Annotated in this window: 20 protein-coding genes; 11 read left to right on the forward strand and 9 right to left on the reverse strand. The window is 71.5% G+C overall.

Annotated elements, in window-relative coordinates; all coding sequences use genetic code 11:
- The first annotated feature begins 26 nt into the window (after positions 1-26).
- A complete protein-coding gene (locus tag ACWFR4_RS35355) occupies positions 27-626 on the forward strand; it encodes a hypothetical protein (protein ID WP_383997028.1) in 600 nt (199 codons plus the stop codon).
- Between the two features lie 24 nt (positions 627-650).
- Here ACWFR4_RS35355 and ACWFR4_RS35360 read toward each other — a convergent pair whose 3' ends face one another.
- Both ACWFR4_RS35360 and ACWFR4_RS35365 read right to left on the reverse strand, forming a co-directional pair.
- Positions 651-2,120 carry a HAMP domain-containing sensor histidine kinase gene (locus ACWFR4_RS35360; protein ID WP_453460649.1) on the reverse strand — a complete coding sequence of 490 codons (1,470 nt, stop codon included), beginning with the start codon at positions 2,118-2,120 and terminating at the stop codon, positions 651-653.
- A gap of 2 nt (positions 2,121-2,122) precedes the next feature.
- Complete coding sequence (locus tag ACWFR4_RS35365; protein ID WP_453460700.1) at positions 2,123-2,824, reverse strand: response regulator transcription factor; 702 nt, start codon at positions 2,822-2,824, stop codon at positions 2,123-2,125.
- A 210-nt stretch (positions 2,825-3,034) separates the two neighbouring features.
- Between ACWFR4_RS35365 and ACWFR4_RS35370 the strand changes: the two genes are divergently transcribed.
- On the forward strand, positions 3,035-4,309 hold the full coding sequence (locus tag ACWFR4_RS35370) for a glycosyltransferase family 4 protein (RefSeq protein ID WP_453460646.1): 1,275 nt from the start codon (positions 3,035-3,037) through the stop codon (positions 4,307-4,309).
- Between the two features lie 19 nt (positions 4,310-4,328).
- Complete coding sequence (locus tag ACWFR4_RS35375; protein WP_453656029.1) at positions 4,329-6,278, forward strand: hypothetical protein; 1,950 nt, start codon at positions 4,329-4,331, stop codon at positions 6,276-6,278.
- A gap of 15 nt (positions 6,279-6,293) precedes the next feature.
- On the opposite strand, the gene ACWFR4_RS35380 is transcribed toward ACWFR4_RS35375, so the two are convergent.
- The 3 genes from ACWFR4_RS35380 to ACWFR4_RS35390 form a co-directional block, all read right to left on the reverse strand.
- Complete coding sequence (locus ACWFR4_RS35380; protein ID WP_453656030.1) at positions 6,294-6,896, reverse strand: FMN reductase; 603 nt, start codon at positions 6,894-6,896, stop codon at positions 6,294-6,296.
- Positions 6,893-8,002, reverse strand: coding sequence for an LLM class flavin-dependent oxidoreductase (locus tag ACWFR4_RS35385; protein WP_116511338.1), 1,110 nt, complete (start codon positions 8,000-8,002; stop codon positions 6,893-6,895). Before ACWFR4_RS35385 ends, ACWFR4_RS35380 begins: the two co-directional genes overlap by 4 nt.
- 79 nt (positions 8,003-8,081) lie before the next feature.
- Positions 8,082-8,717, reverse strand: a complete 636-nt coding sequence (locus ACWFR4_RS35390) for a TIGR03086 family metal-binding protein (protein WP_453656031.1) — start codon at positions 8,715-8,717, stop codon at positions 8,082-8,084.
- Positions 8,718-8,778: 61 nt separating this feature from the next.
- Here ACWFR4_RS35390 and ACWFR4_RS35395 point away from each other — a divergent pair, with 61 nt between their 5' ends.
- A complete protein-coding gene (locus ACWFR4_RS35395; RefSeq protein ID WP_453460634.1) occupies positions 8,779-9,615 on the forward strand; it encodes an AraC family transcriptional regulator in 837 nt (278 codons plus the stop codon).
- A 4-nt stretch (positions 9,616-9,619) separates the two neighbouring features.
- The gene (locus ACWFR4_RS35400; protein WP_453460631.1) at positions 9,620-10,201 is read left to right on the forward strand and encodes a GNAT family N-acetyltransferase; all 582 of its coding nucleotides are present in this window, start codon (positions 9,620-9,622) and stop codon (positions 10,199-10,201) included.
- Here the strand turns inward: ACWFR4_RS35400 and ACWFR4_RS35405 are convergent.
- Both ACWFR4_RS35405 and ACWFR4_RS35410 read right to left on the reverse strand, forming a co-directional pair.
- Positions 10,167-10,598 carry a GNAT family N-acetyltransferase gene (locus tag ACWFR4_RS35405; RefSeq protein WP_453460628.1) on the reverse strand — a complete coding sequence of 144 codons (432 nt, stop codon included), beginning with the start codon at positions 10,596-10,598 and terminating at the stop codon, positions 10,167-10,169. The two genes, ACWFR4_RS35400 and ACWFR4_RS35405, sit on opposite strands and share 35 nt — an antisense overlap.
- A gap of 71 nt (positions 10,599-10,669) precedes the next feature.
- The gene (locus tag ACWFR4_RS35410; RefSeq protein ID WP_453656032.1) at positions 10,670-11,017 is read right to left on the reverse strand and encodes a hypothetical protein; all 348 of its coding nucleotides are present in this window, start codon (positions 11,015-11,017) and stop codon (positions 10,670-10,672) included.
- A 340-nt stretch (positions 11,018-11,357) separates the two neighbouring features.
- Here ACWFR4_RS35410 and ACWFR4_RS35415 point away from each other — a divergent pair, with 340 nt between their 5' ends.
- The 3 genes from ACWFR4_RS35415 to ACWFR4_RS35425 all read left to right on the forward strand — a co-directional run bounded on the left by ACWFR4_RS35415 (position 11,358) and on the right by ACWFR4_RS35425 (position 12,707).
- Positions 11,358-11,696 (forward strand): YnfA family protein, encoded by a 339-nt coding sequence (locus tag ACWFR4_RS35415; protein ID WP_453460622.1) that lies wholly within the window; start codon positions 11,358-11,360, stop codon positions 11,694-11,696.
- Positions 11,697-11,757: 61 nt separating this feature from the next.
- On the forward strand, positions 11,758-12,534 hold the full coding sequence (locus tag ACWFR4_RS35420) for an SDR family NAD(P)-dependent oxidoreductase (protein WP_453656033.1): 777 nt from the start codon (positions 11,758-11,760) through the stop codon (positions 12,532-12,534).
- Positions 12,534-12,707 (forward strand): hypothetical protein, encoded by a 174-nt coding sequence (locus ACWFR4_RS35425; protein ID WP_227296665.1) that lies wholly within the window; start codon positions 12,534-12,536, stop codon positions 12,705-12,707. Before ACWFR4_RS35420 ends, ACWFR4_RS35425 begins: the two co-directional genes overlap by 1 nt.
- 33 nt (positions 12,708-12,740) lie before the next feature.
- On the opposite strand, the gene ACWFR4_RS35430 is transcribed toward ACWFR4_RS35425, so the two are convergent.
- Complete coding sequence (locus ACWFR4_RS35430; RefSeq protein ID WP_453460619.1) at positions 12,741-13,934, reverse strand: RtcB family protein; 1,194 nt, start codon at positions 13,932-13,934, stop codon at positions 12,741-12,743.
- Between the two features lie 213 nt (positions 13,935-14,147).
- Here ACWFR4_RS35430 and ACWFR4_RS35435 point away from each other — a divergent pair, with 213 nt between their 5' ends.
- The 3 genes from ACWFR4_RS35435 to ACWFR4_RS35445 all read left to right on the forward strand — a co-directional run bounded on the left by ACWFR4_RS35435 (position 14,148) and on the right by ACWFR4_RS35445 (position 17,533).
- Positions 14,148-15,023, forward strand: a complete 876-nt coding sequence (locus tag ACWFR4_RS35435; RefSeq protein WP_453460616.1) for a DUF3558 domain-containing protein — start codon at positions 14,148-14,150, stop codon at positions 15,021-15,023.
- A gap of 130 nt (positions 15,024-15,153) precedes the next feature.
- Positions 15,154-16,029 carry a DUF3558 domain-containing protein gene (locus tag ACWFR4_RS35440; protein WP_453656034.1) on the forward strand — a complete coding sequence of 292 codons (876 nt, stop codon included), beginning with the start codon at positions 15,154-15,156 and terminating at the stop codon, positions 16,027-16,029.
- A gap of 199 nt (positions 16,030-16,228) precedes the next feature.
- Positions 16,229-17,533, forward strand: coding sequence for a DUF2637 domain-containing protein (locus ACWFR4_RS35445; protein ID WP_453656035.1), 1,305 nt, complete (start codon positions 16,229-16,231; stop codon positions 17,531-17,533).
- Between the two features lie 57 nt (positions 17,534-17,590).
- On the opposite strand, the gene lysS is transcribed toward ACWFR4_RS35445, so the two are convergent.
- Positions 17,591-19,345, reverse strand: a complete 1,755-nt coding sequence (lysS, locus tag ACWFR4_RS35450) for a lysine--tRNA ligase (protein WP_453656044.1) — start codon at positions 19,343-19,345, stop codon at positions 17,591-17,593.
- Positions 19,346-19,349: the final 4 nt, after the last annotated feature.

Below are 19,349 nucleotides of genomic sequence, written 5' to 3' on the forward strand. Positions count from 1 at the left end.
CCCTGGAAAAGCAGTCGGGTGGAGATATGCATCGCGGTGGCGGACTGGGCGAGGGGACCGACGATCTGGGCCCCCGGCGTGCCCGGCGGGGAAAGCACCGGCGCGACGCGGAGGCGGCAGCGGCACCGGCGGAAGAAGCGGACGCCGGGCAGGCACTGGGCGGGACCGGGAGCAGGAATGGTGGCCGGGTGGGGGTGACGTACAAATACTTCGGCGCGCCCGACGGTGCCACGGCGGCCCGTGTCCCCATCTCGATGCGCCCCGAGGAGCTCGGCGGTGACGAGCTCGGCATGGGCGGCATGTTCACCAAGATCAAGCCGGAGACGATGGCCGCGATGGTCCTCACCGGCATAGAGGGCATACCTCTGCACAAGGTCCCCCCGCTGGAACTGGTCGTCCTGCACCCCGACTACGCGGTCGTGAAGCTGCCCATGACGGTCGTCGACCCGCTGCGCGGCGTCGGCGAGGAGGCCGTGGGCGCCGCGGCGTTCATCTGGTCGACGGTCCCGGACCGCGGCGGCCCGCGCGACGCGTTCAACGTGTACCAACTGCTCCACGAATGGCAGGACTTCAGCCACCGACTGCACGACGCGGGACACCAGGCCTACTGCCTCGTCTGGCCCTGACCGCCCACGCCACGCCCGCCGGCTTCAGTCCCGCTCCTCCGGCACCCCCCGCACCGTGAACCCGATCGCCGCTCCCCCGCCGACTCGCCCCTTCGCGAACGGCACGCCCCCGTGGGCCGCCGCGACCTCCTGGACGATCGACAGTCCGAGGCCGGATCCGGGCAGGCTGCGGGCGGCCGGCGCGCGGTAGAAGCGGTCGAAGACCCGGTCCAGGTCCGAGTCCGCGATGCCGGGACCCCGGTCGAGCACCTCGACGCGCACTCCGTCCGGGAGGCCTCCCGTGACCACGATCTCGATCGGCTCCGTCCCGTCGCTGTCGAACTTGGCGGCGTTCTCCACCAGGTTCGACACCGCGCGCTGGAGCGAGGCCGGGCGGCCCCGGATCACCGTGTCGCCCCGCGAACGCACCGTGACCGTGCGGCCCGTGCGGCGGCGCGCGAGGACCGCCGTGTCCTCGGCCGTCTCGGCGAGCGCCACCTCGACGACCGGCTCGTCGTCCTCCTTGCCCGCGGCCAGCTCCACCAACTCGTTCACCAGATCGGTCAGTTCACGCGACTCCTGCGCCAGGTCGGCGATCAGCTCCTCGCGGGCGGCGGGGGGCAGGTCCTCGATACGGCGCAGCAGCGAGATGTTCGTACGCAGCGAGGTGAGCGGCGTACGCAGTTCATGGCCGGCGTCCTGCACCAGGCGGCGCTGGTCCTCCATGGAGCGCGCAAGCCGCCCCAGCATCCGGTCGAAGGAGCGCCCCAGGCTGCCCACCTCGTCGCCGCCGGTGACCGGCACCCGCACATCGAGGTGCCCCGTGCCCGCCACGTCCTCCGCCGCCTCGGCCAGCCTGACCAGGCGCCCCGTGATCCGGCGCGCCAGCCACCAGCCGACGAGTCCCGCCGCGATGATCACGAAACCGGCCAACAGGCCCGTGCGCTGCTGGAGTTCACGCAGCAGGTCCTCCGTGTCGCTGAACTCCTGCGCGACCTGGACCGCGCCGCGCCCGCCGCCCAGCGACACGGCCGTCAACCGGTACTCGTCGCCGCCGATCTCCACATCGCGCCGCGACCCGCCCGCCTCCGCCCCGTCGGCCTCCTCCGTCACGCCGGCGTGCGCCTCGTCGGCGGTGCGCCGGTCGGCCGCGTTCACCGGCAGCTGCGGGCTGCCGCGGTCGACTATCCGGCCGCCCGGCCCGAGGATCTGGACATCCGTACGGGCCGGCCTGATCAGGTCGTCGCGCGGCCCGTCGTGGTCCGGGTCCCCCGACGCGAAGTCGTACGGGGTGAGCTCGGTCTCCTTCACCTGCTGCCGCAGGTCGCTGACGACCTCGTCGAACACGGCCTGCTGGTCGACGCGGACGAGGCGCGCCGCGGCGTCGTAGGAGAGGAAGCCGACCAGGACGGTGACGGCCGCCGCGACGGCCGCGAACGACACGGCGAACGTGGTCCGCAGGGACCGGGCGCGCGGGCGCCCGTGCAGGAACGCTCGCAGGCGGCGGCGCGCCATCCTCAGTCCTCCCGCAGCACGTAGCCGACGCCGCGCACGGTGTGGATCAGGGAGGGGGCGCCGGGTTCGTCGACCTTGCGGCGCAGATAGCCGACGTAGACGGCGAGGTTCTTCGACCCGGGGCCGAAGTCGTAGCCCCAGATGCGGTCGTAGATCGTGGCGTGGTCGAGGACGATGCCCGCGTTGCGCACGAGCAGCTCCAAGAGGTCGAACTCGGTGCGGGTGAGTTCCAGTTCGCGCTCACCGCGCCAGGCCCGCCTCGCCTGCGGGTCCATCCGGAGGTCGGCCGCGGCGACCTGGCCGTCCGGCTCGGACGGTGATGCGTCGCGGCCGTCGTCCGAGGCAGCGCCGTTGGTGCGGCGCAGCAGGGCACGCAGCCGCGCGAAGACCTCGTCCACGTCGAACGGCTTCACGACGTAGTCGTCCGCGCCCGCGTCCAGGCCCGCGATCCGGTCGGGCGTCTCGACCAGCGCCGTCAGCATCAGGATCGGCGTGCGGTCGCCCTCGGCGCGCAGCACCCGGCACACCTGAAGGCCGTCGATGCCCGGCATCATCACGTCCAGGACGAGTATGTCGGGCGCCCTGCGGTGGGCCTGGGCGATCGCCTCCACTCCGTCGGCGACGGCCGTGACCTCGTAACCCTCCAGGGTCAGGGCCCGCTCCAGGGCATGGCGGATGGCACGGTCGTCCTCGGCGAGCAGCACGGTCGGGGACGCGGCGCGGGGCGTGGCGGACGCAGCGGTTGGGGACACGCGTTCCAGTGTGCCCCCCGCGCCCGGGGGCGTACCCCCTGACCAGGGGCCCGCCGGACGCCTTCTTACCCGCCTCTCACCCGGGCGCGAACGGCGGCTTACCTCGCTGGACCAGGCTGCCGCCGTATGTTGCGGGCAAAGGGCCCGCCGGGAGGGTTGTCCATGAAGATCGTGTTCCTGCTGCACAACGCGTACGCGATCGGCGGGACCGTACGGACCACGCTCAACCTCGCCGCCGCGCTCGCGGGGTGCGGTGGCCACGAGGTGGAGATCGTCTCGATGTCCCGGCACCGCGAGGTGCCGCGCTTCACGGTCGACCCCGCCGTCTCACTGGTCCCGCTCGTCGACACGCGCATCGGCGGCGTCGACACGCAGTACGCGGCGTACGGGGAACCCGCGCAGGACTTTCCCGCCGCCGAGAAGCGCCACAAGCAGTACACCCGTCTGCACGATCTGCGCGTGCGTGAGTACCTGGAGCACTGCGACGCTGACGTCGTGATCGGTACGCGCCCCGGCATCAACGTCTATCTGGCGATGCACGGCCCGCGCACCGCACTGCGCATCGGGCAGGAGCACCTGCGCCACGACGCCCACAGCAAGAAGCTCCGGGCGGTACTCGCCCGCCACTACCGCTCCCTCGACGCCGTCGTCACCATGACCGCGGCGGACGCCGAGGTGTACCGGGCGCGCATGACCCTGCCGGGTGTACGGGTTCTGTCGGTCCCGAACATCGTGCCGGAGGCGCCCTGTCCCCCGTCCGAGGGAACTTCCAAGATCATCGCGAGTGCCGGGCGTCTCGCGCCGGGCAAGCGCTTCGACCTGCTCCTGGAGGCCTTCGCGGCCGTCGCCGCGCAGGAACCCGAGTGGCAGCTGCGGATCTACGGCGGCGGGCCCGAGGAAGCGAAGCTGCGCGATCTCGTCGCCGGGCTCGGGCTGACCGGGCGCGCCCATCTGATGGGGGCGCACTCACCCATCGAGCCGGAGTTCGCCAAGGCCTCGATCGTGGTGTCCGCCTCCGACGCGGAGTCCTTCGGGATGACGCTCGTCGAGGCCATGCGGTGCGGGGTTCCGGCGGTCAGCACCAACGCGCCACTCGGCCCCGCCGAGATCATCACGGACGGCGTCGACGGCCGGCTCGTACCCGTCGGGGACGCGCGCGCCCTCGCCGAGGCCATGGTCGATCTCATCCAGGACGCGCCGCACCGGCACGCCATGGCCCGCGCCGCGTTCGCGTCGGCCCGCCGCTACGACCCCGATCCGATCGTCGCCCGCTACGAGCTCCTGTTCGCCGAACTCCGTGAGACGCGGCGCCTGCGCTCTTGGCAGCGGCTGCGCCACCGGGCGGCCAACTGGGCGCGGCGCAAGACCCGTTCGCCCCGCGGCCCGGCCCGGACCGTGCCCGCGCGCGGTGCCCACTCGGACCCACGCCCCACGTGACGCACGAGCGGGAAGGCACATGACGACCAACGACGCACACCTCGGCACCCCCACCCCAGAACCGGCCCGCCCGCAAGGCCCCAAGGCCCCCGGAGCCAAGCGGGACCGGGCCACCGAGGGCCGGGGAAGGCGGGCCGATCAAAACCGGCGGCGACCCGCCCCCCGGCCCGACCTCCACCCGAAGCCCGGACCGTCCGCATCCGGGTCCGGACCGTCCCTGTCCGGGCCCGAGCCGTCCGTGCCCCCGCCCGACGCCCAGCCGGGTACGGCAGCCACCACTGCCCGACCGGAGACCGGAACCACGGCACGGAGGTGGGCCGAGCGCCCTTCCACCCCAGGCCACTCGACGCCTCGGCGGCATCGCGCCCAGCCGCCCGGCCCGACAGCCTCCGCCCACCCGGACACGGACCCGACAGCCTCCACCACCCGACCGCAGACGGGCCGGCCGGAGGCCGGGGCCACCCGCCCGGGGGCCGACGCCGCAGCCACCACCACCCCCCGCCGCCACACCGGACCCACCCCCAGCTGCCCAGCCACCACCACCGCCCCCGGTGCCCCCGGAAGGCGCCCCCGCGCCACCCCGTGGCTCGCCCTCGTAGCCCTCGCCTACGCCCTCGTTCAGTGCTTGCTCGTCGTGCCGCCGCTCGCGCACGCGCTCGGGTGGGACGAGACCGTGTACGTGTCGCAGTACGACCCGCGTGTCCCCGCCGCCTTCTTCAGCGCGCCGCGCTCCCGCGGCATCAGCTTCCTGACCGCGCCGTTCATCGCGGCCACCCCGTCCGTGCTCGTCCTGCGCATCGGGCTCACGCTGCTCTCGTCGGCCGCCCTGTACGCCGCGTTCCGCGTATGGCGTCCCGTCGTCGGGGCCCGCACCACCGCCCTCGCCGCGCTGCTGTTCGGAGGGCTGTGGATCACCCAGATCTCCGGGCCTCAGGCCATGCCCAACCTCTGGGTCGCGTTCGGCGCGGTCGCCGCCACCGGCTGGTTCCTGCGCGCGGTGATCGGGCGCGAACCCCGCGCCAGCTGGTGGCTCGCAGGCTGTGTCGCCGTGACCGCCCTGTTCCGCGCCCCGGACGCGGTCTGGCTCGCCCTGCCCCTGATCGCCACGGCCCTGTTCCGCAACCGCCGCACCCTGCCCTACCTGGTCGGCGGACTCGCGGTCGGCCTCGCCCAGTGGGTCGCGGAGGCGTTCATCCGCTTCGGCTCGGTACAGGACCGGCTGCATGTGTCGAGCGCCACCGAGGGCGACATGGGCCTGCACCTCAACTTCGGCAACGCCTGGTCCAGCCTCAACGGCCCCCTGCTGTGCCGCCCGTGCACGGCGACCCAGGACTCCCCCGGCCTCACCCTGTGGTGGCTGGTCCTGCCCCTGCTCGCCGCGGCCGCGCTCGCCTACGCCGTGCGCGAGCGCCGGCTCCTGCCGACCGCACTCCCCATGGCCGTCGCCGCCGCGCTCTCCGTGCCGTATCTGCTCATGATCGACTACTCGGCTCCGCGCTTCCTGCTCCCGGCCTACGCGCTCCTCGCACTGCCGGTCGCGGGCCTGGTCACGCGCCTGAACTCGCGCCGCGCCCTCGTCCTCGCAGGACTGTTCATCGCGGCGCAGCTCGTCTCGCAGGCCACTGTCCTGACCCCGGTCACCGCGTCCACCGCGCTCACGAACGAGCGCTACCGCGCCGCCGCCGACGGACTGCGCACCCTGGGCCTGCGGCCGCCCTGCCTGGTCTCGGGCCCGCGCGCCCTCCCCATCGCCTACGACGCGGGCTGCGCCTCCGCCCAGGTGGACGGCAACAACCTCTCGACGACCGTCGCGGGCCTCCTCGACCGCGCCGCCGAGGTGCCGACCGCCCTCCTCACGGAAAGGGGACAGCGCCCACCGCACTATGCGCGCGACTGGACGCCGTATCCCCTGCACCGCACCCCCGGCTGGACGGCCTGGCTCGCGCCGGCCGGCCCGCAGGGCCCGTAACCCGACGGACGACGCCTACTCCGCCCGCAGCGCGGCAAGCTGCCGCTCGAAGGGGACGACATCGTCGCCCCACTCCACCGGCGCCGGGCGGGCCGCCGCGAGCCCGGTCATGAGCCGGGCGAGCTCGCCGCCCGCCCGTTCGACGCGCTGCTCGAGACCCTCCGCTCCCCAGTCCTGCGACGCCGCGTACACGGCGGTCGGCACGACCACGGCCCGCAGGTAGGCGAACAGCGGACGCATCGCGTGCTCCACGACGAGCGAGTGCCGCGGCGTGCCGCCGGTCGCCCCGACGAGCACCGGCTTCCCGGTGAGCGCGTCCTTGTCGAGCACGTCGAAGAACGACTTGAACAGACCGCTGTACGAGGCCGAGAACACCGGCGACACGGCGATCAGACCGTCCGCCCCGGCCACCGCGTCGAGCGCCTCCCTGAGGGCGGGCCCGGGGAACCCGGTGACCAGGTTGTGCGCGATCTCGACGGCAAGGTCACGCAGTTCGACGACGGTCACGTCCACATCGGCGCCCGCGACCTGCGAGGTCACCGCCCGCGTGAGCCGGTCGGCGAGGATCCGGCTCGACGACGGGGCGCTCAGCCCCGCCGACACGACGACGAGCTTCATACGGCCGGCACCTCCTTCTCCTGCTGGGTCTTCAGCTCCGCCTCGGCGACGCGCGACGCGTGCGTCGGCGCGTCCGGCACGTTCGCCGGGCGACTGTTCGCGAACTCCTTGCGCAGCACCGGCACGACCTCCTCGCCGAGGATGTCGAGCTGCTCCAGGACGGTCTTCAGCGGCAGACCGGCGTGGTCCATCAGGAACAGCTGGCGCTGGTAGTCACCGACGTGCTCCCGGAAGCCGAGGGTGCGCTCGATCACCTGCTGCGGGGATCCCACGGTCAGCGGGGTCTGCGAGGTGAAGTCCTCCAGGGAGGGGCCGTGTCCGTAGACGGGCGCGTTGTCGAAGTACGGGCGGAACTCCCGCACCGCGTCCTGCGAGTTCTTGCGCATGAACACCTGGCCGCCGAGGCCGACGATCGCCTGCTCGGGGGCGCCGTGCCCGTAGTGGGCGAAGCGGCGGCGGTAGAGGTTCACCATCTGCTTGGTGTGCTCCATCGGCCAGAAGATGTTGTTGTGGAAGAACCCATCGCCGTAGAACGCGGCCTGCTCGGCGATCTCGGGGGAGCGGATCGAGCCGTGCCACACGAAGGGCGCGACCCCGTCGAGCGGGCGCGGCGTCGAGGTGAAGGACTGCAGCGGCGTACGGAACTTGCCCTCCCACGTCACGACGTCCTCGTCCCACAGGCGGCGCAGCAGGGCGTAGTTCTCGACGGCGAGGTTGATGCCCTCGCGGATGTCCTTGCCGAACCAGGGGTAGACGGGGCCGGTGTTGCCGCGGCCCATCATCAGGTCGACGCGGCCGTCCGCGACGTGCTGGAGCATCGCGAAGTCCTCGGCGATCTTCACCGGGTCGTTCGTGGTGATCAGCGTCGTGGAGGTGGAGAGGATCAGGTTCTCGGTGCGGGCGGCGATGTAGCCGAGCATCGTGGTCGGCGACGACGGCACGAAGGGCGGGTTGTGGTGCTCGCCGGTGGCGAAGACGTCGAGCCCGACCTCCTCCGCCTTCAGAGCGATGGCGAGCATGGCCTTGATGCGCTCGTGCTCACTCGGCGTACGGCCCGTCGTCGGATCGGCTGTGACGTCACCGACGCTGAAGATCCCGAACTGCATGGCGCTCACCCTTCGAGGTTGTTGATGATTCAACTATACCCTCGAACGGTGACGGCCCCGCCTCTATTCCTCAGGGCTCTCAGCTCACCGGCGCCGCCCACCGCGGATCCCGCCCCGTCGCCGCGAGCAGCCGCTCGAACGCCGACGCCCCCGCGGGCTCCGGCACCGCCTCCCCGAACACCCCCATCGACCGCGCCGTCGGCGCCAGCTCCGCGACGGTCCCGGCCAGCCGCTCCACGACGACGAGCGCTTCCCCCTCGGGCACGTACTCCTGCCCCGTCGCCCGCGCCAGGTCCCAGATGTGCACGGTCAGATCGAGCAGCACCATGGAGCCGACCGTGGCCGCCGGCATGTTCATCGCGCCGGTCGTCCCCTCCTCGGCACCCGGCGCCGACCAGGCCGCCACCAGTTTCCGGGCCTCCTCACCGAACCGCTCACGCCAGTCGGGCCCCTCGGCCACCCGGTCCGCGGACTCCGTGAAGGCCGAGAAGCCGGAGTCCTGCTTCGCGGCCAGCCGCTGGAACTGCTCCATCACCTGGAAGAGGTGGTTGAGCAGGGCCTTCACGTCGAATTCCGCGCACGGCGTCGCCGCTTCGAGACGGCTGTCGGGCAGGGCGCGGACGACCGGGACGGCCCGCTCCACGGCCACGCCCAGCAGATCGCCGATGCCGCGCGGGTTCCCGACACTCCCGTTGTTCCCGTGGATGTCATTCATGGCGCCAAGCTAGGAGCCCGAACCCGGCCCGTCTTGAAGAAAGGCGACATACGATCCGGCCATGGCCGCACCCAGCCGTGACACCCGCGGCATCGTCGACCCGAACGAGCTCCTGACCCGCGTACGGTTCCGCCGCCACGAGCCCGCCGAGCCGCTGCGCCACTATGTCGAGAACTACTGGTTCATCGACTGGGACCTCACCGAGCCCTACGCCTCGCACATCGTCCCGCACCCCTCGGTCAACCTGACCTTCGAGCACTACGACTACGCGGGCGGCGCCGAAGGCCCCGGCGGACCTCCCGTCGGCATGGTCACCGGCGTCGCGCTCGGCCTGTTCACCAAGAAGCTGACGGGCCGCGGCCGGGTGTGCGGGGTGAAGTTCCGCAGCGGAGGCTTCCGGCCCTACGCCCCTGACGTGCCGGTCATCCACTGGACCGGCCAGGAGCTGCCCATGGGCGACGTGTTCACCGGCGCCCCGCCCGACATCGCCCGAGCGGTCACCGGCCCCGACGACGAGCACGCACGCGTGGCCGCACTCGACGCCTTCCTGCTCGCCCGCGCCGCCGCCGACGACCCACAGGCCGACCTCGCCATGGACCTCGTCGACCGCATCCGCACCGACGCCACCGTGCACCGCGTCGGCGAGTTCGCGGCCGCACAGGGCCTCTCCGTACGGGCCCTGCAACGCCTCTTCTCCGCCTACGTCGGCGTCGGACCGAAGTGGATCATCCTGCGCCACCGCATCCACCAGGCTCTGGAACGCGCCGACTCGGACGCCGCCGTCGACTGGTCAGCCCTCGCCGCCGACCTCGGATACGCCGACCAGGCCCATCTCGTCAGAGATTTCACCGCGACCGTAGGCGTGCCGCCGACGGCCTACGCACCGAGGAACCGATGAGCCGATGACGCACAGCACCGAACGCAGGACGGCCGGGGAAAAGACGGCGCACATAGGCCTCGTGCCCTGGGCGGACGCCGACTTCGACCTCCTGCTCAAGAACAACGCGCCCGAGATGACGGCCCACCTCGGCGGCCCCGAGACCCTCGACCAGCTCATGGACCGCCACCGCCGCTACCTCGCCCTGTCCACACTCGACGGGCACGGCCGGATGTTCCGCATCACCGCGGGACCCGACGCCCCCGCGGCCGGCTCCATCGGCTACTGGGCGACACCGTGGCAGGGCGAACGGATCTGGGAGACCGGCTGGGGCGTCCTCCCCGGCTACCAGGGCCGCGGCATCGCCGCCGCGGCCGCCCGTCTCGTCGCCGCACATGCGGCCGCCGACCGGGCACGACTCCGCCATCTGCACGCGTTCCCGGCCGTCGACCACTCCGCGTCGAACGGCGTCTGCCGCAGCGCCGGCTTCACCCTGCGCGGCCCCTGCGACTTCGAGTACCCGAAGGGCCGCGCGATCCGCTGCCACGACTGGCACCTCGACCTGCGGACCCTCAGCCGAGCTTCTTCGCGAAGTGGAACGCCGTGATGTCCATGCGCTCCCGCAGATAGAAGCGGTGCGCGTCCGTCCGGCGCGTCCCCGAGTCCAACTGGAGCGTGCGGCAGCCCAGTTCACGCGCCCGCTCCTCCAGGTACGCGAGCAGCGCCCGGCCCACGCCGCCCGACCTCGCCCGCTCGGCGGTCACCAGGTCGTCGACGTACAGCTTGCGCAGCGCGCTCGTGTTGGCGACCACGCGCCACCCCGCGACGCCCGCGCACGACCCGTCGCCGGTGTACGCGGCCGTGAACCGCAGCCCCTGCGGGTACCCCTCCGCGTACACCTCACAGAACAGCTCGCCGGTCAGGTGCGGGCGCAGCTCCCGGAGCACGGGCAGGACCTCGGCGCCGAGGCGTGGATCGCCGGGCTCCATGTCAGTGATCTTCATGCCCGAACGATAGGAGCCCCGCCCGGGGACGCACACCTCCGTCTCAGAAGGAGTCGCCCAGCTCACAGGAGTCAGAAGTAGTAGACGTCCCCGGTGTCCAGGGCCAGCACCTTGTGGGTGCTGTTCTGCGGATTGTGGTCGGCGGTGCCTCCGCTCCACATCGTGTCGATCCGCACCGTCACCTCCGAAGGTGCCCCGGCCAGCCGCGCGGACACCCGGATCCGCCTGCCCCTGCTGTCCGCCGGCAGTGCGCCGGTCCGGCACAGGACCGTCTGCGTATCCGCCCGCACACACATCGGCGGCAGCCCCCGCGTGTCCGTGACCGGCGCCGACCAGCGCAGCCGCAGCGTGGCGTCCGCCACCGACGACGGACCGTGGTTCTGCGGGATCAGCCGGGTCTCCACCCGGCCCCCGGACATGGCGACCTGCCCGTGATACGCCAGATCGACCTCCGGAACGGGCCGCGGCCGGGTCCGGGGCCCGTCGGCAACGGCGGGACCGGCCCCCAGCACCACGGCGGCACTCAGCCCGACGGCCCCGAGCCCACGCCCGACCTCACGCCCAATTCCACGCCCCACACCACGCCTCACCAGCATGTTCTTTCCGCCCTCTCGTCCTCCGCCACAGATCACCGACCACGAATCACCGGTCACGGCCAGGCGGGTCTCCTGATGTATCCCACGCATCCCGCCCCGCAGGCGCCGTCCAACAGGTGACGGTGCGGCGGCCGCGCAGGACCGGCATGGCAGCCTGTCCCGCATGCTTGTCGCCCGCTCCGCGCTCCTCTTCGTCCTCGCCGCCCTTTTCGAGATCGGCGGCGCCTGGCTCGTCTGGCAGGGCGTGCGCGAACACAAGGGATGGGCGTGGATCGGCGCGGGCGTCATCGCCCTCGGCATCTACGGCTTCGTGGCCACGCTCCAGCCCGACGGCGAGTTCGGCCGCGTCCTCGCCGCGTACGGAGGCGTCTTCGTCGCGGGCTCGATCGCCTGGGGCATGGTCGCGGACGGCTACCGGCCCGACCGCTGGGACGTCACCGGAGCCCTCATCTGCCTGGCCGGCATGGCCGTGATCATGTACGTGCCCCGCGGCGGCCGGTGACACCACCGCGCGCCGCCTGCCTATCCTGGCGGGAGTCGATCGCACGTCCGAGGAGCAAGCCATGACCGCCGCCGCGCCCGCAGCCGCCTCCCGCATCGCCGTCATCACCGGCGCGAGCAGCGGAATCGGCGCAGCCAGCGCACGACAGCTGGCGGCTGCCGGCTACCGGGTCGTGCTCACCGCGCGCCGCAAGGACCGGATCGAGACGCTGGCCGCCGAGATCAACGACGCGGGCCACCAGGCGGCGGCCTACGCGCTCGACATCACGGACCGCGCCGCGGTCGACGAGTTCGCCACGGCCTTCAAGACCATCGGCGTCCTCGTGAACAACGCGGGCGGCGCGCTCGGCGCGGACCCCGTGGCGACGGGCGACCCCGCCGAGTGGCGCCAGATGTACGAGACGAACGTCATCGGCACGCTGAACGTCACCCAGGCCCTGCTCCCCGCGCTCACCGCGAGCGGCGACGGCACGGTCGTCGTCCTCTCCTCCACGGCCGGGCACGGCACGTACGAGGGCGGCGCCGGCTATGTGGCCGCCAAGCACGCCGAGCACGTCCTCGCCGAGACCCTGCGTCTGGAGATCGTCGGCACCCCGGTCCGCGTCATCGAGGTCGCGCCCGGCATGGTCAAGACCGAGGAGTTCGCCCTGACCCGCTTCGGCGGCGACACCGAGAAGGCCGAGAAGGTCTACGCGGGCGTCGCCGAACCGCTCTCGGCGGACGACGTGGCCGACACCATCACCTGGGCGGTCACCCGCCCCAGCCACGTGAACATCGACCTGCTCGTCGTCCGCCCCCGCGCCCAGGCCTCCAACACCAAGGTCCACCGGGAGCTGTGATGCCCCCGGAACCCCCCGACCCGCTCGAGATCCTGGAGCGCGAAGCGGACGAGCGCCGCCGCGAAGAGGAGAAACGCGGCGAGCGCCACATGTGGTGGTACCTGGCCTACTTCCTCTTCGGCATCCACCTGGTGGCCCTGGTCATGATCTACGCGGTCACCCACGCGAAGTAGCGAAGCGGCCAGGCAGGCGCGCGCCGAGGCGGTTCAGCCCTTCACGCAGACGACCTGCTTCAGCTTCGCGACGACCTCGACCAGGTCGCGCTGCTGGTCGATGACCTTCTCGATCGGCTTGTAGGCACCCGGGATCTCGTCGACGACACCGGAGTCCTTACGGCACTCCACGCCCCGCGTCTGCTCCTCCAGGTCCTTCGTCGAGAACTGCTTCTTCGCGGCGTTCCGGCTCATCCTGCGGCCGGCACCGTGCGACGCCGAGTTGAACGACGCCACGTTCCCGAGGCCCTTCACGATGTACGAGCCCGTGCCCATCGACCCCGGGATGATCCCGTACTCACCGGAACCCGCGCGGATCGCGCCCTTCCGGGTGACGAGCAGGTCCATGCCGTCGTAGCGCTCCTCCGACACGTAGTTGTGGTGGCAGGAGATCACCGGCTCGAACGTCGGCTTCGCCTTCTTGAACTCGCGGCGAATCACGTCCAGGGAGAGCGCCATCATGACCGCGCGGTTGTACTTCGCGTACTCCTGCGCCCAGAACAGGTCGTTGCGGTACGCCGCCATCTGCGGGGTCTGCGCGATGAACACCGCGAGGTCCCGGTCGACCAGGCCCTGATTGTGCGACAGCTTCTGCGCGACGCCGATGTGGTGGTCGGCCAGTTCCTTGCCGATGTTCCGCGAACCCGAATGGAGCATGACCCAGACAGAATTGTCTGTATCGAGGCAAAACTCCCAGAAATGATTCCCGCTGCCGAGCGTCCCCATCTGCTTCGCGGCCCGTTCCTCACGGAACTTCACCGCGTCCGCGACCCCCTCGAACCGCCCCCAGAAGTCGTCCCAGGCCCCCGTGCCGAAGCCGTGCAGCCGCCCCGGATCCACCGGGTCGTCGTGCATACCGCGGCCCACCGGGATCGCCTGTTCGATCTTCGAACGCAGCCGGGACAGATCCCCGGGCAGGTCATTCGCCGTCAGGGACGTCTTCACCGCCGACATGCCGCAGCCGATGTCCACGCCCACCGCCGCCGGGCAGACCGCGCCGTGCATCGCGATGACCGAGCCGACCGTCGCGCCCTTGCCGAAGTGCACATCGGGCATCACGGCCAGACCCTTGATCCACGGCAACGTCGAGACATTGCGCAGCTGCTGCATCGCCACGTCCTCGACCGACGCCGGATCCGTCCACATCCGGATCGGCACCTTCGCCCCCGGAACCTCTACATACGACATGGTGCCCTCGTTTCCCCCGTACGCTCCCGTACGTTCACATACCCGATTAGAAGTCAGTAATCGCAAATACCGGCGCCAAGGTCAACGAATGGGATATCGGACCGGCGTCCACAGCAGTGCGTGCGATACACATTGTGTCCATCGGCCGTCCTGCGACGGCAACCGAATAAGCACGTCCGACGACGTGCCACCTTGTCGAGAGGGGCCATCACCGTGCAGCGGAAGGCGTACGTACCCGGCGTCGCCGCGCTCCTCGCAGCGCTGCTCACCGGCTGTACCGGAGGTTCCGGGACCACCGGTGACGCGACCGACTCCAAGCCCGGCGACGTCGGCACCAGCGCCGTGGCCGCCCGGCCCGGCAAGTACCGCACCCTGCCCGAGCCGTGCCGGCAGCTCGACAAGAGCACCCTCGACAAGATGCTGCCCGGCATCAAGGAGCTCCCCGAGGGCGAGCAGCGCGACAAGGCGTACGAGGGCGCGGCCACGGTCACGTACGACACGGACCGGCGTGTGGGCTGCCGCTGGAAGGACGACGGGGCGGACGCGACGCATCGCCTGCTGGTCGACTTCGAGCGGGTCGTGTCCTACGACAACGCGGTGAGCGACGACACGGAGGCCGGCCAGGTCTTCACGTCGAAGCGGACCGAAGCGCATCTGCCGGAGCCGGTCCCGACGGACACGACGTCGCCGACTTCTTCCCACTCCCCCTCGGCCGGCACCGGCGAGGACGCCGGGGGCGACACGGAGAAAGAAGGGGATAAGTCAGGCAAGACGGACAACGAGGCGTCGGGCGAAGCGTCGGGCGACGCCTCGTCGAGCCCGTCGGACGACTCCGTTCCGGGCGTCGAACTGCAGCCCCGCGTTCTCGAAGGGCTGGCCGACGAGGCGTTCCTCGACGACCAGCTGACGGCGTCCGCGTCGGCGGGCGGCCACCGCACGGTGACTGTGGTGTTCCGCACGTCCAACGTCATCGTGACCGTCGAGTACGAGCAGCAGCCGGGCCCCGCCGCGAAGGTGCCGGACAGCAAGGAAATGCAGGACAGGGCGCAGGAACTGGCCCGGAAGCTGGCCGGGACGCTGGGCGGGTAACCGGTGGTACCGCGGGTGCGCGGGTCCGCGGAAGCGGAGCCGCGCCGCCCGGCTTGGGCGTACGGTGGCCCATCGGACCCGGGCCGCACCCCTCGGGTACGTACCAGGCAAACCCGGAGAATAAGGAACCATGCACCGACCGACCAAGCGACTCACCCGCATATTTGTCTGCGCAGCCGCCGTGCCGGTGATCCTCGTGGCATCCGGCTGCTCCTCCGGCTCGGACTCCGGCGGCGGGGCCGACAAGGGCTCTTCGAAGGCGTCGGCGTCCGCGAGTGACGCGGCCGCCAAGGTGAAGGCGGCGGCGTACGACTCGCTGCCGCAGCCGTGCGCCGCGATCTCGAAGAAGACGCTCGACGATCTCGTCCCGGAGGCGAAGTCGGGCAAGGCGGGCTCCTCCGACGACGAGTCGGTGCGGGGAACCTGCTCCTGGTCGAGCCTCGACAACAAGGGCGTGAAGGGGTCGCAGTTCCGCTGGCTGAACGCGTCGCTGATGCGTTTCGACTCGGACGCGGCGCGCGGCAGCGGCAACAAGCTGGCGCACGAGTACTTCACCAAGCAGGTGACCGACGCGCAGTCCGTGGACGGCGCGAAGTCCCCGAAGTCGGAGCCGGTCAGTGGCACGGGCGACGAGGCGACGGCGGTGACGTACGAGCTGAAGAAGAAGGAAGGCACCTTCAAGCAGCAGACGGTCGTCACGCGCGTCGAGAACGTCGTCGTCACGGTCGACTACAACGGCGCGGGTCTCGCGGGCGAGAAGGCGCCGGGCGCCGACGAGCTGGTGAAGGACGCCGAGAGGGCGGCGAAGGACGCTGTCGCGGCGGTCGTCGCGGCGAACGGGGCGGGTGGCTCGGACACCGCCGGTTCCGCGTCGGCGAAGCCGTCGGACAAGGCCTCCTCGAAGCCCTCGGGCAAGACGTCCGACAAGTCTTCCGCGAAGCCGTCCGAGAAGTCGTCCTCGAAGACCTCGGCCACGCCGTCGGACAAGGCGTCCTCGAAGTCGTAACCACGTAGGCAACCGGCCGCCAAGTGGCCTTCCATGGCCTCCGGTCGGCGTCGAGCAGGCCTCAACTCACTTGCCGGTCACGCCTTTTGCGGAGCCCGGTCCCTTATGGGGCCGGGCTCCCGCCGTACCGGGCCACGGGCCCCCGCGCCGATGTGCGAGGCTGTTGCGCGCAACAAGGCGTACAGGGAGGGGAGCACGTGTGGCCGCGCCACAGCTGACACGGACGCACCGCATACTCATCGGCGTGGTCGTCGCCGGTGCGGTGGTCATCGCCGGCATCGGTTTCGCGGGTTCGTACGCGGCCGTTCGCTCACTCGCGCTCCAGAAGGGGTTCGGGAACTTCAGCTATGTGTTCCCGATCGGCATCGACGCGGGTATCTGCGTACTGCTCGCCCTGGACCTGCTGCTGACCTGGATCCGCATACCGTTCCCCCTGCTGCGCCAGACGGCGTGGCTGCTGACCGCGGCGACGATCGCGTTCAACGGCGCGGCCGCCTGGCCGGACCCCCTCGGCGTCGGCATGCACGCCGTCATCCCGATCCTGTTCGTCGTCTCGGTCGAGGCGGCGCGGCACGCGGTGGGCCGGATCGCGGACATCACGGCCGACAAGCACATGGAGGGCGTGCGCCTCACGCGCTGGCTGCTCTCCCCGCTGCCCACGTTCCTGCTGTGGCGCCGCATGAAACTGTGGGAGCTGCGCAGTTACGAGGCCGTCATCAAGCTGGAGCAGGAGCGCCTGGTCTACCAGGCGCGCCTGCGGTCCCGCTTCGGGCGCGCCTGGCGCCGCAAGGCCCCCGTCGAGTCCCTGATGCCGCTGCGGCTGGCGAAGTACGGGGTGCCGCTGGCGGAGACCGCCCCCTCGGGTCTGGCCGCCGCCGGCATCGAGCCCGCGCTGCTGCCCCCGGCCCCGGCACCGGCCGCCCCCGCACCCGTTCCCGTTCCCGAGCTGGAGCGTCCCGCTCCGGCGGCCACCGGACCGCAGCCGGTCCCCGCCGGACCCGGCACCCCGGCCGAGGCTGCGGCTGCCGCCGGCGAGGAGTCGAGCCCGTGGTTCGCGACCCCGCCGCAGGCGATGTCGTACGACGGCGGCTACGACCCGTCGTACGTACCTGAGCAGGAGTACGAGCCCTGGTACCAGGAGCAGCACGAGGACCAGGCTCCGGGCCAGGTCCAGGAGCAGTTCCCGGCCGAGGCCTTCATCCCCGCGCAGATGCAGGCACAGGCGCAGATGCAGGAGCCGGAGTTCCCCGTTCCGTCCGGGCCCAACCGCACCCGCCAGCTCGGTGAGGGCATCGAGACCGGCGAGGAGCCGCCGACGGAGGAGGACCTGTACCAGGTGTTCCGCAAGTCGATAGACGGCGAGGGCGGGCCCACCCCGGGCACGTTCCACGCGAACGTCGAGGCGACGTTCGGAACCAGCCTTGAACCGCGTGAACTGCAGCGCTGCATGGACCTGTTCATGCAGCGGCTGAACAGCGAGTTCATCGAGGACCACATCGCCTGACCCGCCACAGACGCGAAAGGGCCGCACCGGATGCTCCGGTGCGGCCCTTTCGCGGTCTCAGGCTCCGAGCAGCTTGCGCACCCGGTCCGCGCCCACGGCGAGCAGCAGCGTGGGCAGCCGCGGCCCGGTGTCACGGCCGACGAGCAGGTCGTACAGGAGCGCGAAGAACGACCGCTGGGCCGTCTTGATCTCCGGCGGCAGCTCCTTCGGCGTCGCGTCCGGCGAGAAGCCCGCCTGGACCTTCGGCACGCCGTAGACGAGGTGCGTCAGGCCGTCGAGGGACCAGTGCGAGTCCAGACCGTCGAGGAGGAGCCGCAGCGACTCGCGGGACTCGTCGTCGAGCGCGGCCAGCGCCTGCCTGTCCGGCTCGGCGCGCACCAGGGTGCGCGACTCGGCGGGCACGTACTTGCTGATCCACGCCTCGGCCCGGTCGAGCCTCGGCCGCACCTCGTCGAGCGCGGTGACCGGGTTCTCCGGGTCGAGCTCGCTGAGGATGCGCAGGGTCTGGTCCTCGGCGCCGGCGGTGATGTCGGCGACGGAGGCCAGGGTGCGGTACGGCAACGGCCGCGGGGTGCGCGGCAGCTCACCGGCCGCGGTGCCCACGGCGCGCGTGTACGCGGCGGCGTCCGCCGGCAGGACCGCGCCGTCCGCGACCTTGGAGGCGAGCTTGTCCCACTCGTCGTAGAGCCGCTGGATCTCCTGGTCGAAGGCGATCTTGAAGGACTGGTTGGGCCGGCGGCGGGCGTACAGCCAGCGAAGGAGCTGCGGCTCCATGATCTGGAGCGCGTCGGCCGGGGTCGGGACCCCGCCCTTGCTGGAGGACATCTTCGCCATGCCGCTGATGCCGACGAACGCGTACATCGGGCCGATCGGCTGCTTGCCGCCGAAGATCCCGACGATCTGCCCGCCGACCTGGAACGACGAGCCCGGGGACGAGTGGTCGACACCGGACGGCTCGAAGATCACGCCCTCGAACGCCCAGCGCATCGGCCAGTCGACCTTCCAGACCAGCTTGCCGCGGTTGAACTCCGTCAGCCGGACCGTCTCGCCGTGGCCGTCGAGCGTGCAGGTGTAGGACAGCTCCGTCGTCTCGTCGTCGTACGACGTGACGGTGGTGAGGTCCTTGCCGCACTCGCCGCAGAACGGCTTGTACGGGTAGTAGCCGCCCGCGCCGCCGCTGCCGTCGTCCTCGTTCGCCGCGCCGGAGCCCTCGGCGGCCTCCAGCTCGGCCTCGTCGAGCGGCTTCTGGTTCTTCTGCTGCTGCGGCTTCTTGTCGGGGTTCTTCTTCGTGCGGTACTGGTCGAGGATCGCGTCGATGTCGCCGCGGTGCTTCATCGCGTGCAGGACCTGCTCGCGGTAGACGCCCGACGTGTACTGCTCGGTCTGGCTGATGCCGTCGAACTCGACGCCCAGCTCGCCGAGCGCCCCGGTCATCGCGGCCTTGAAGTGCTCCGCCCAGTTCGGGTACGCCGATCCGGCGGGCGCCGGGACCGAGGTGAGCGGCTTGCCGATGTGCTCGGCCCAGGACTCGTCGACGCCGGGGACACCGGCCGGCACCTTGCGGTACCGGTCGTAGTCGTCCCAGGAGATCAGGTGCCGGACCTCGTACCCGCGGCGGCGGACCTCGTCGGCGACCAGGTGCGGGGTCATGACCTCGCGCAGGTTCCCCAGGTGGATGGGGCCGGACGGGGAGAGTCCGGACGCGACGACAACGGGTTTGCCCGGGGCACGACGCTCCGACTCGGCAATGACCTCGTCCGCGTAACGGGAGACCCAGTCGGTGGTCTCTGTGCTCTGAGCCACGATCGGCACGTCC

It is taken from the genome of Streptomyces sp. NPDC055140 (assembly GCF_053607285.1).

Coding starts and splice junctions, on each gene's coding strand:
- ACWFR4_RS35410 (WP_453656032.1), bottom strand. CDS start 11,017: ATGTCCGGGGGCCGGGTGGAGACCCGGCTGATCCCGCAGAACCACGGT.
- ACWFR4_RS35400 (WP_453460631.1), top strand. CDS start 9,620: ATGACGCACAGCACCGAACGCAGGACGGCCGGGGAAAAGACGGCGCAC.
- ACWFR4_RS35380 (WP_453656030.1), bottom strand. CDS start 6,896: ATGAAGCTCGTCGTCGTGTCGGCGGGGCTGAGCGCCCCGTCGTCGAGC.
- ACWFR4_RS35430 (WP_453460619.1), bottom strand. CDS start 13,934: ATGTCGTATGTAGAGGTTCCGGGGGCGAAGGTGCCGATCCGGATGTGG.
- ACWFR4_RS35385 (WP_116511338.1), bottom strand. CDS start 8,002: ATGCAGTTCGGGATCTTCAGCGTCGGTGACGTCACAGCCGATCCGACG.
- ACWFR4_RS35425 (WP_227296665.1), top strand. CDS start 12,534: ATGCCCCCGGAACCCCCCGACCCGCTCGAGATCCTGGAGCGCGAAGCG.
- ACWFR4_RS35390 (WP_453656031.1), bottom strand. CDS start 8,717: ATGAATGACATCCACGGGAACAACGGGAGTGTCGGGAACCCGCGCGGC.
- ACWFR4_RS35405 (WP_453460628.1), bottom strand. CDS start 10,598: ATGAAGATCACTGACATGGAGCCCGGCGATCCACGCCTCGGCGCCGAG.
- ACWFR4_RS35440 (WP_453656034.1), top strand. CDS start 15,154: ATGCACCGACCGACCAAGCGACTCACCCGCATATTTGTCTGCGCAGCC.
- ACWFR4_RS35375 (WP_453656029.1), top strand. CDS start 4,329: ATGACGACCAACGACGCACACCTCGGCACCCCCACCCCAGAACCGGCC.
- ACWFR4_RS35360 (WP_453460649.1), bottom strand. CDS start 2,120: ATGGCGCGCCGCCGCCTGCGAGCGTTCCTGCACGGGCGCCCGCGCGCC.
- ACWFR4_RS35395 (WP_453460634.1), top strand. CDS start 8,779: ATGGCCGCACCCAGCCGTGACACCCGCGGCATCGTCGACCCGAACGAG.
- ACWFR4_RS35415 (WP_453460622.1), top strand. CDS start 11,358: ATGCTTGTCGCCCGCTCCGCGCTCCTCTTCGTCCTCGCCGCCCTTTTC.
- ACWFR4_RS35420 (WP_453656033.1), top strand. CDS start 11,758: ATGACCGCCGCCGCGCCCGCAGCCGCCTCCCGCATCGCCGTCATCACC.
- ACWFR4_RS35370 (WP_453460646.1), top strand. CDS start 3,035: ATGAAGATCGTGTTCCTGCTGCACAACGCGTACGCGATCGGCGGGACC.
- ACWFR4_RS35355 (WP_383997028.1), top strand. CDS start 27: ATGCATCGCGGTGGCGGACTGGGCGAGGGGACCGACGATCTGGGCCCC.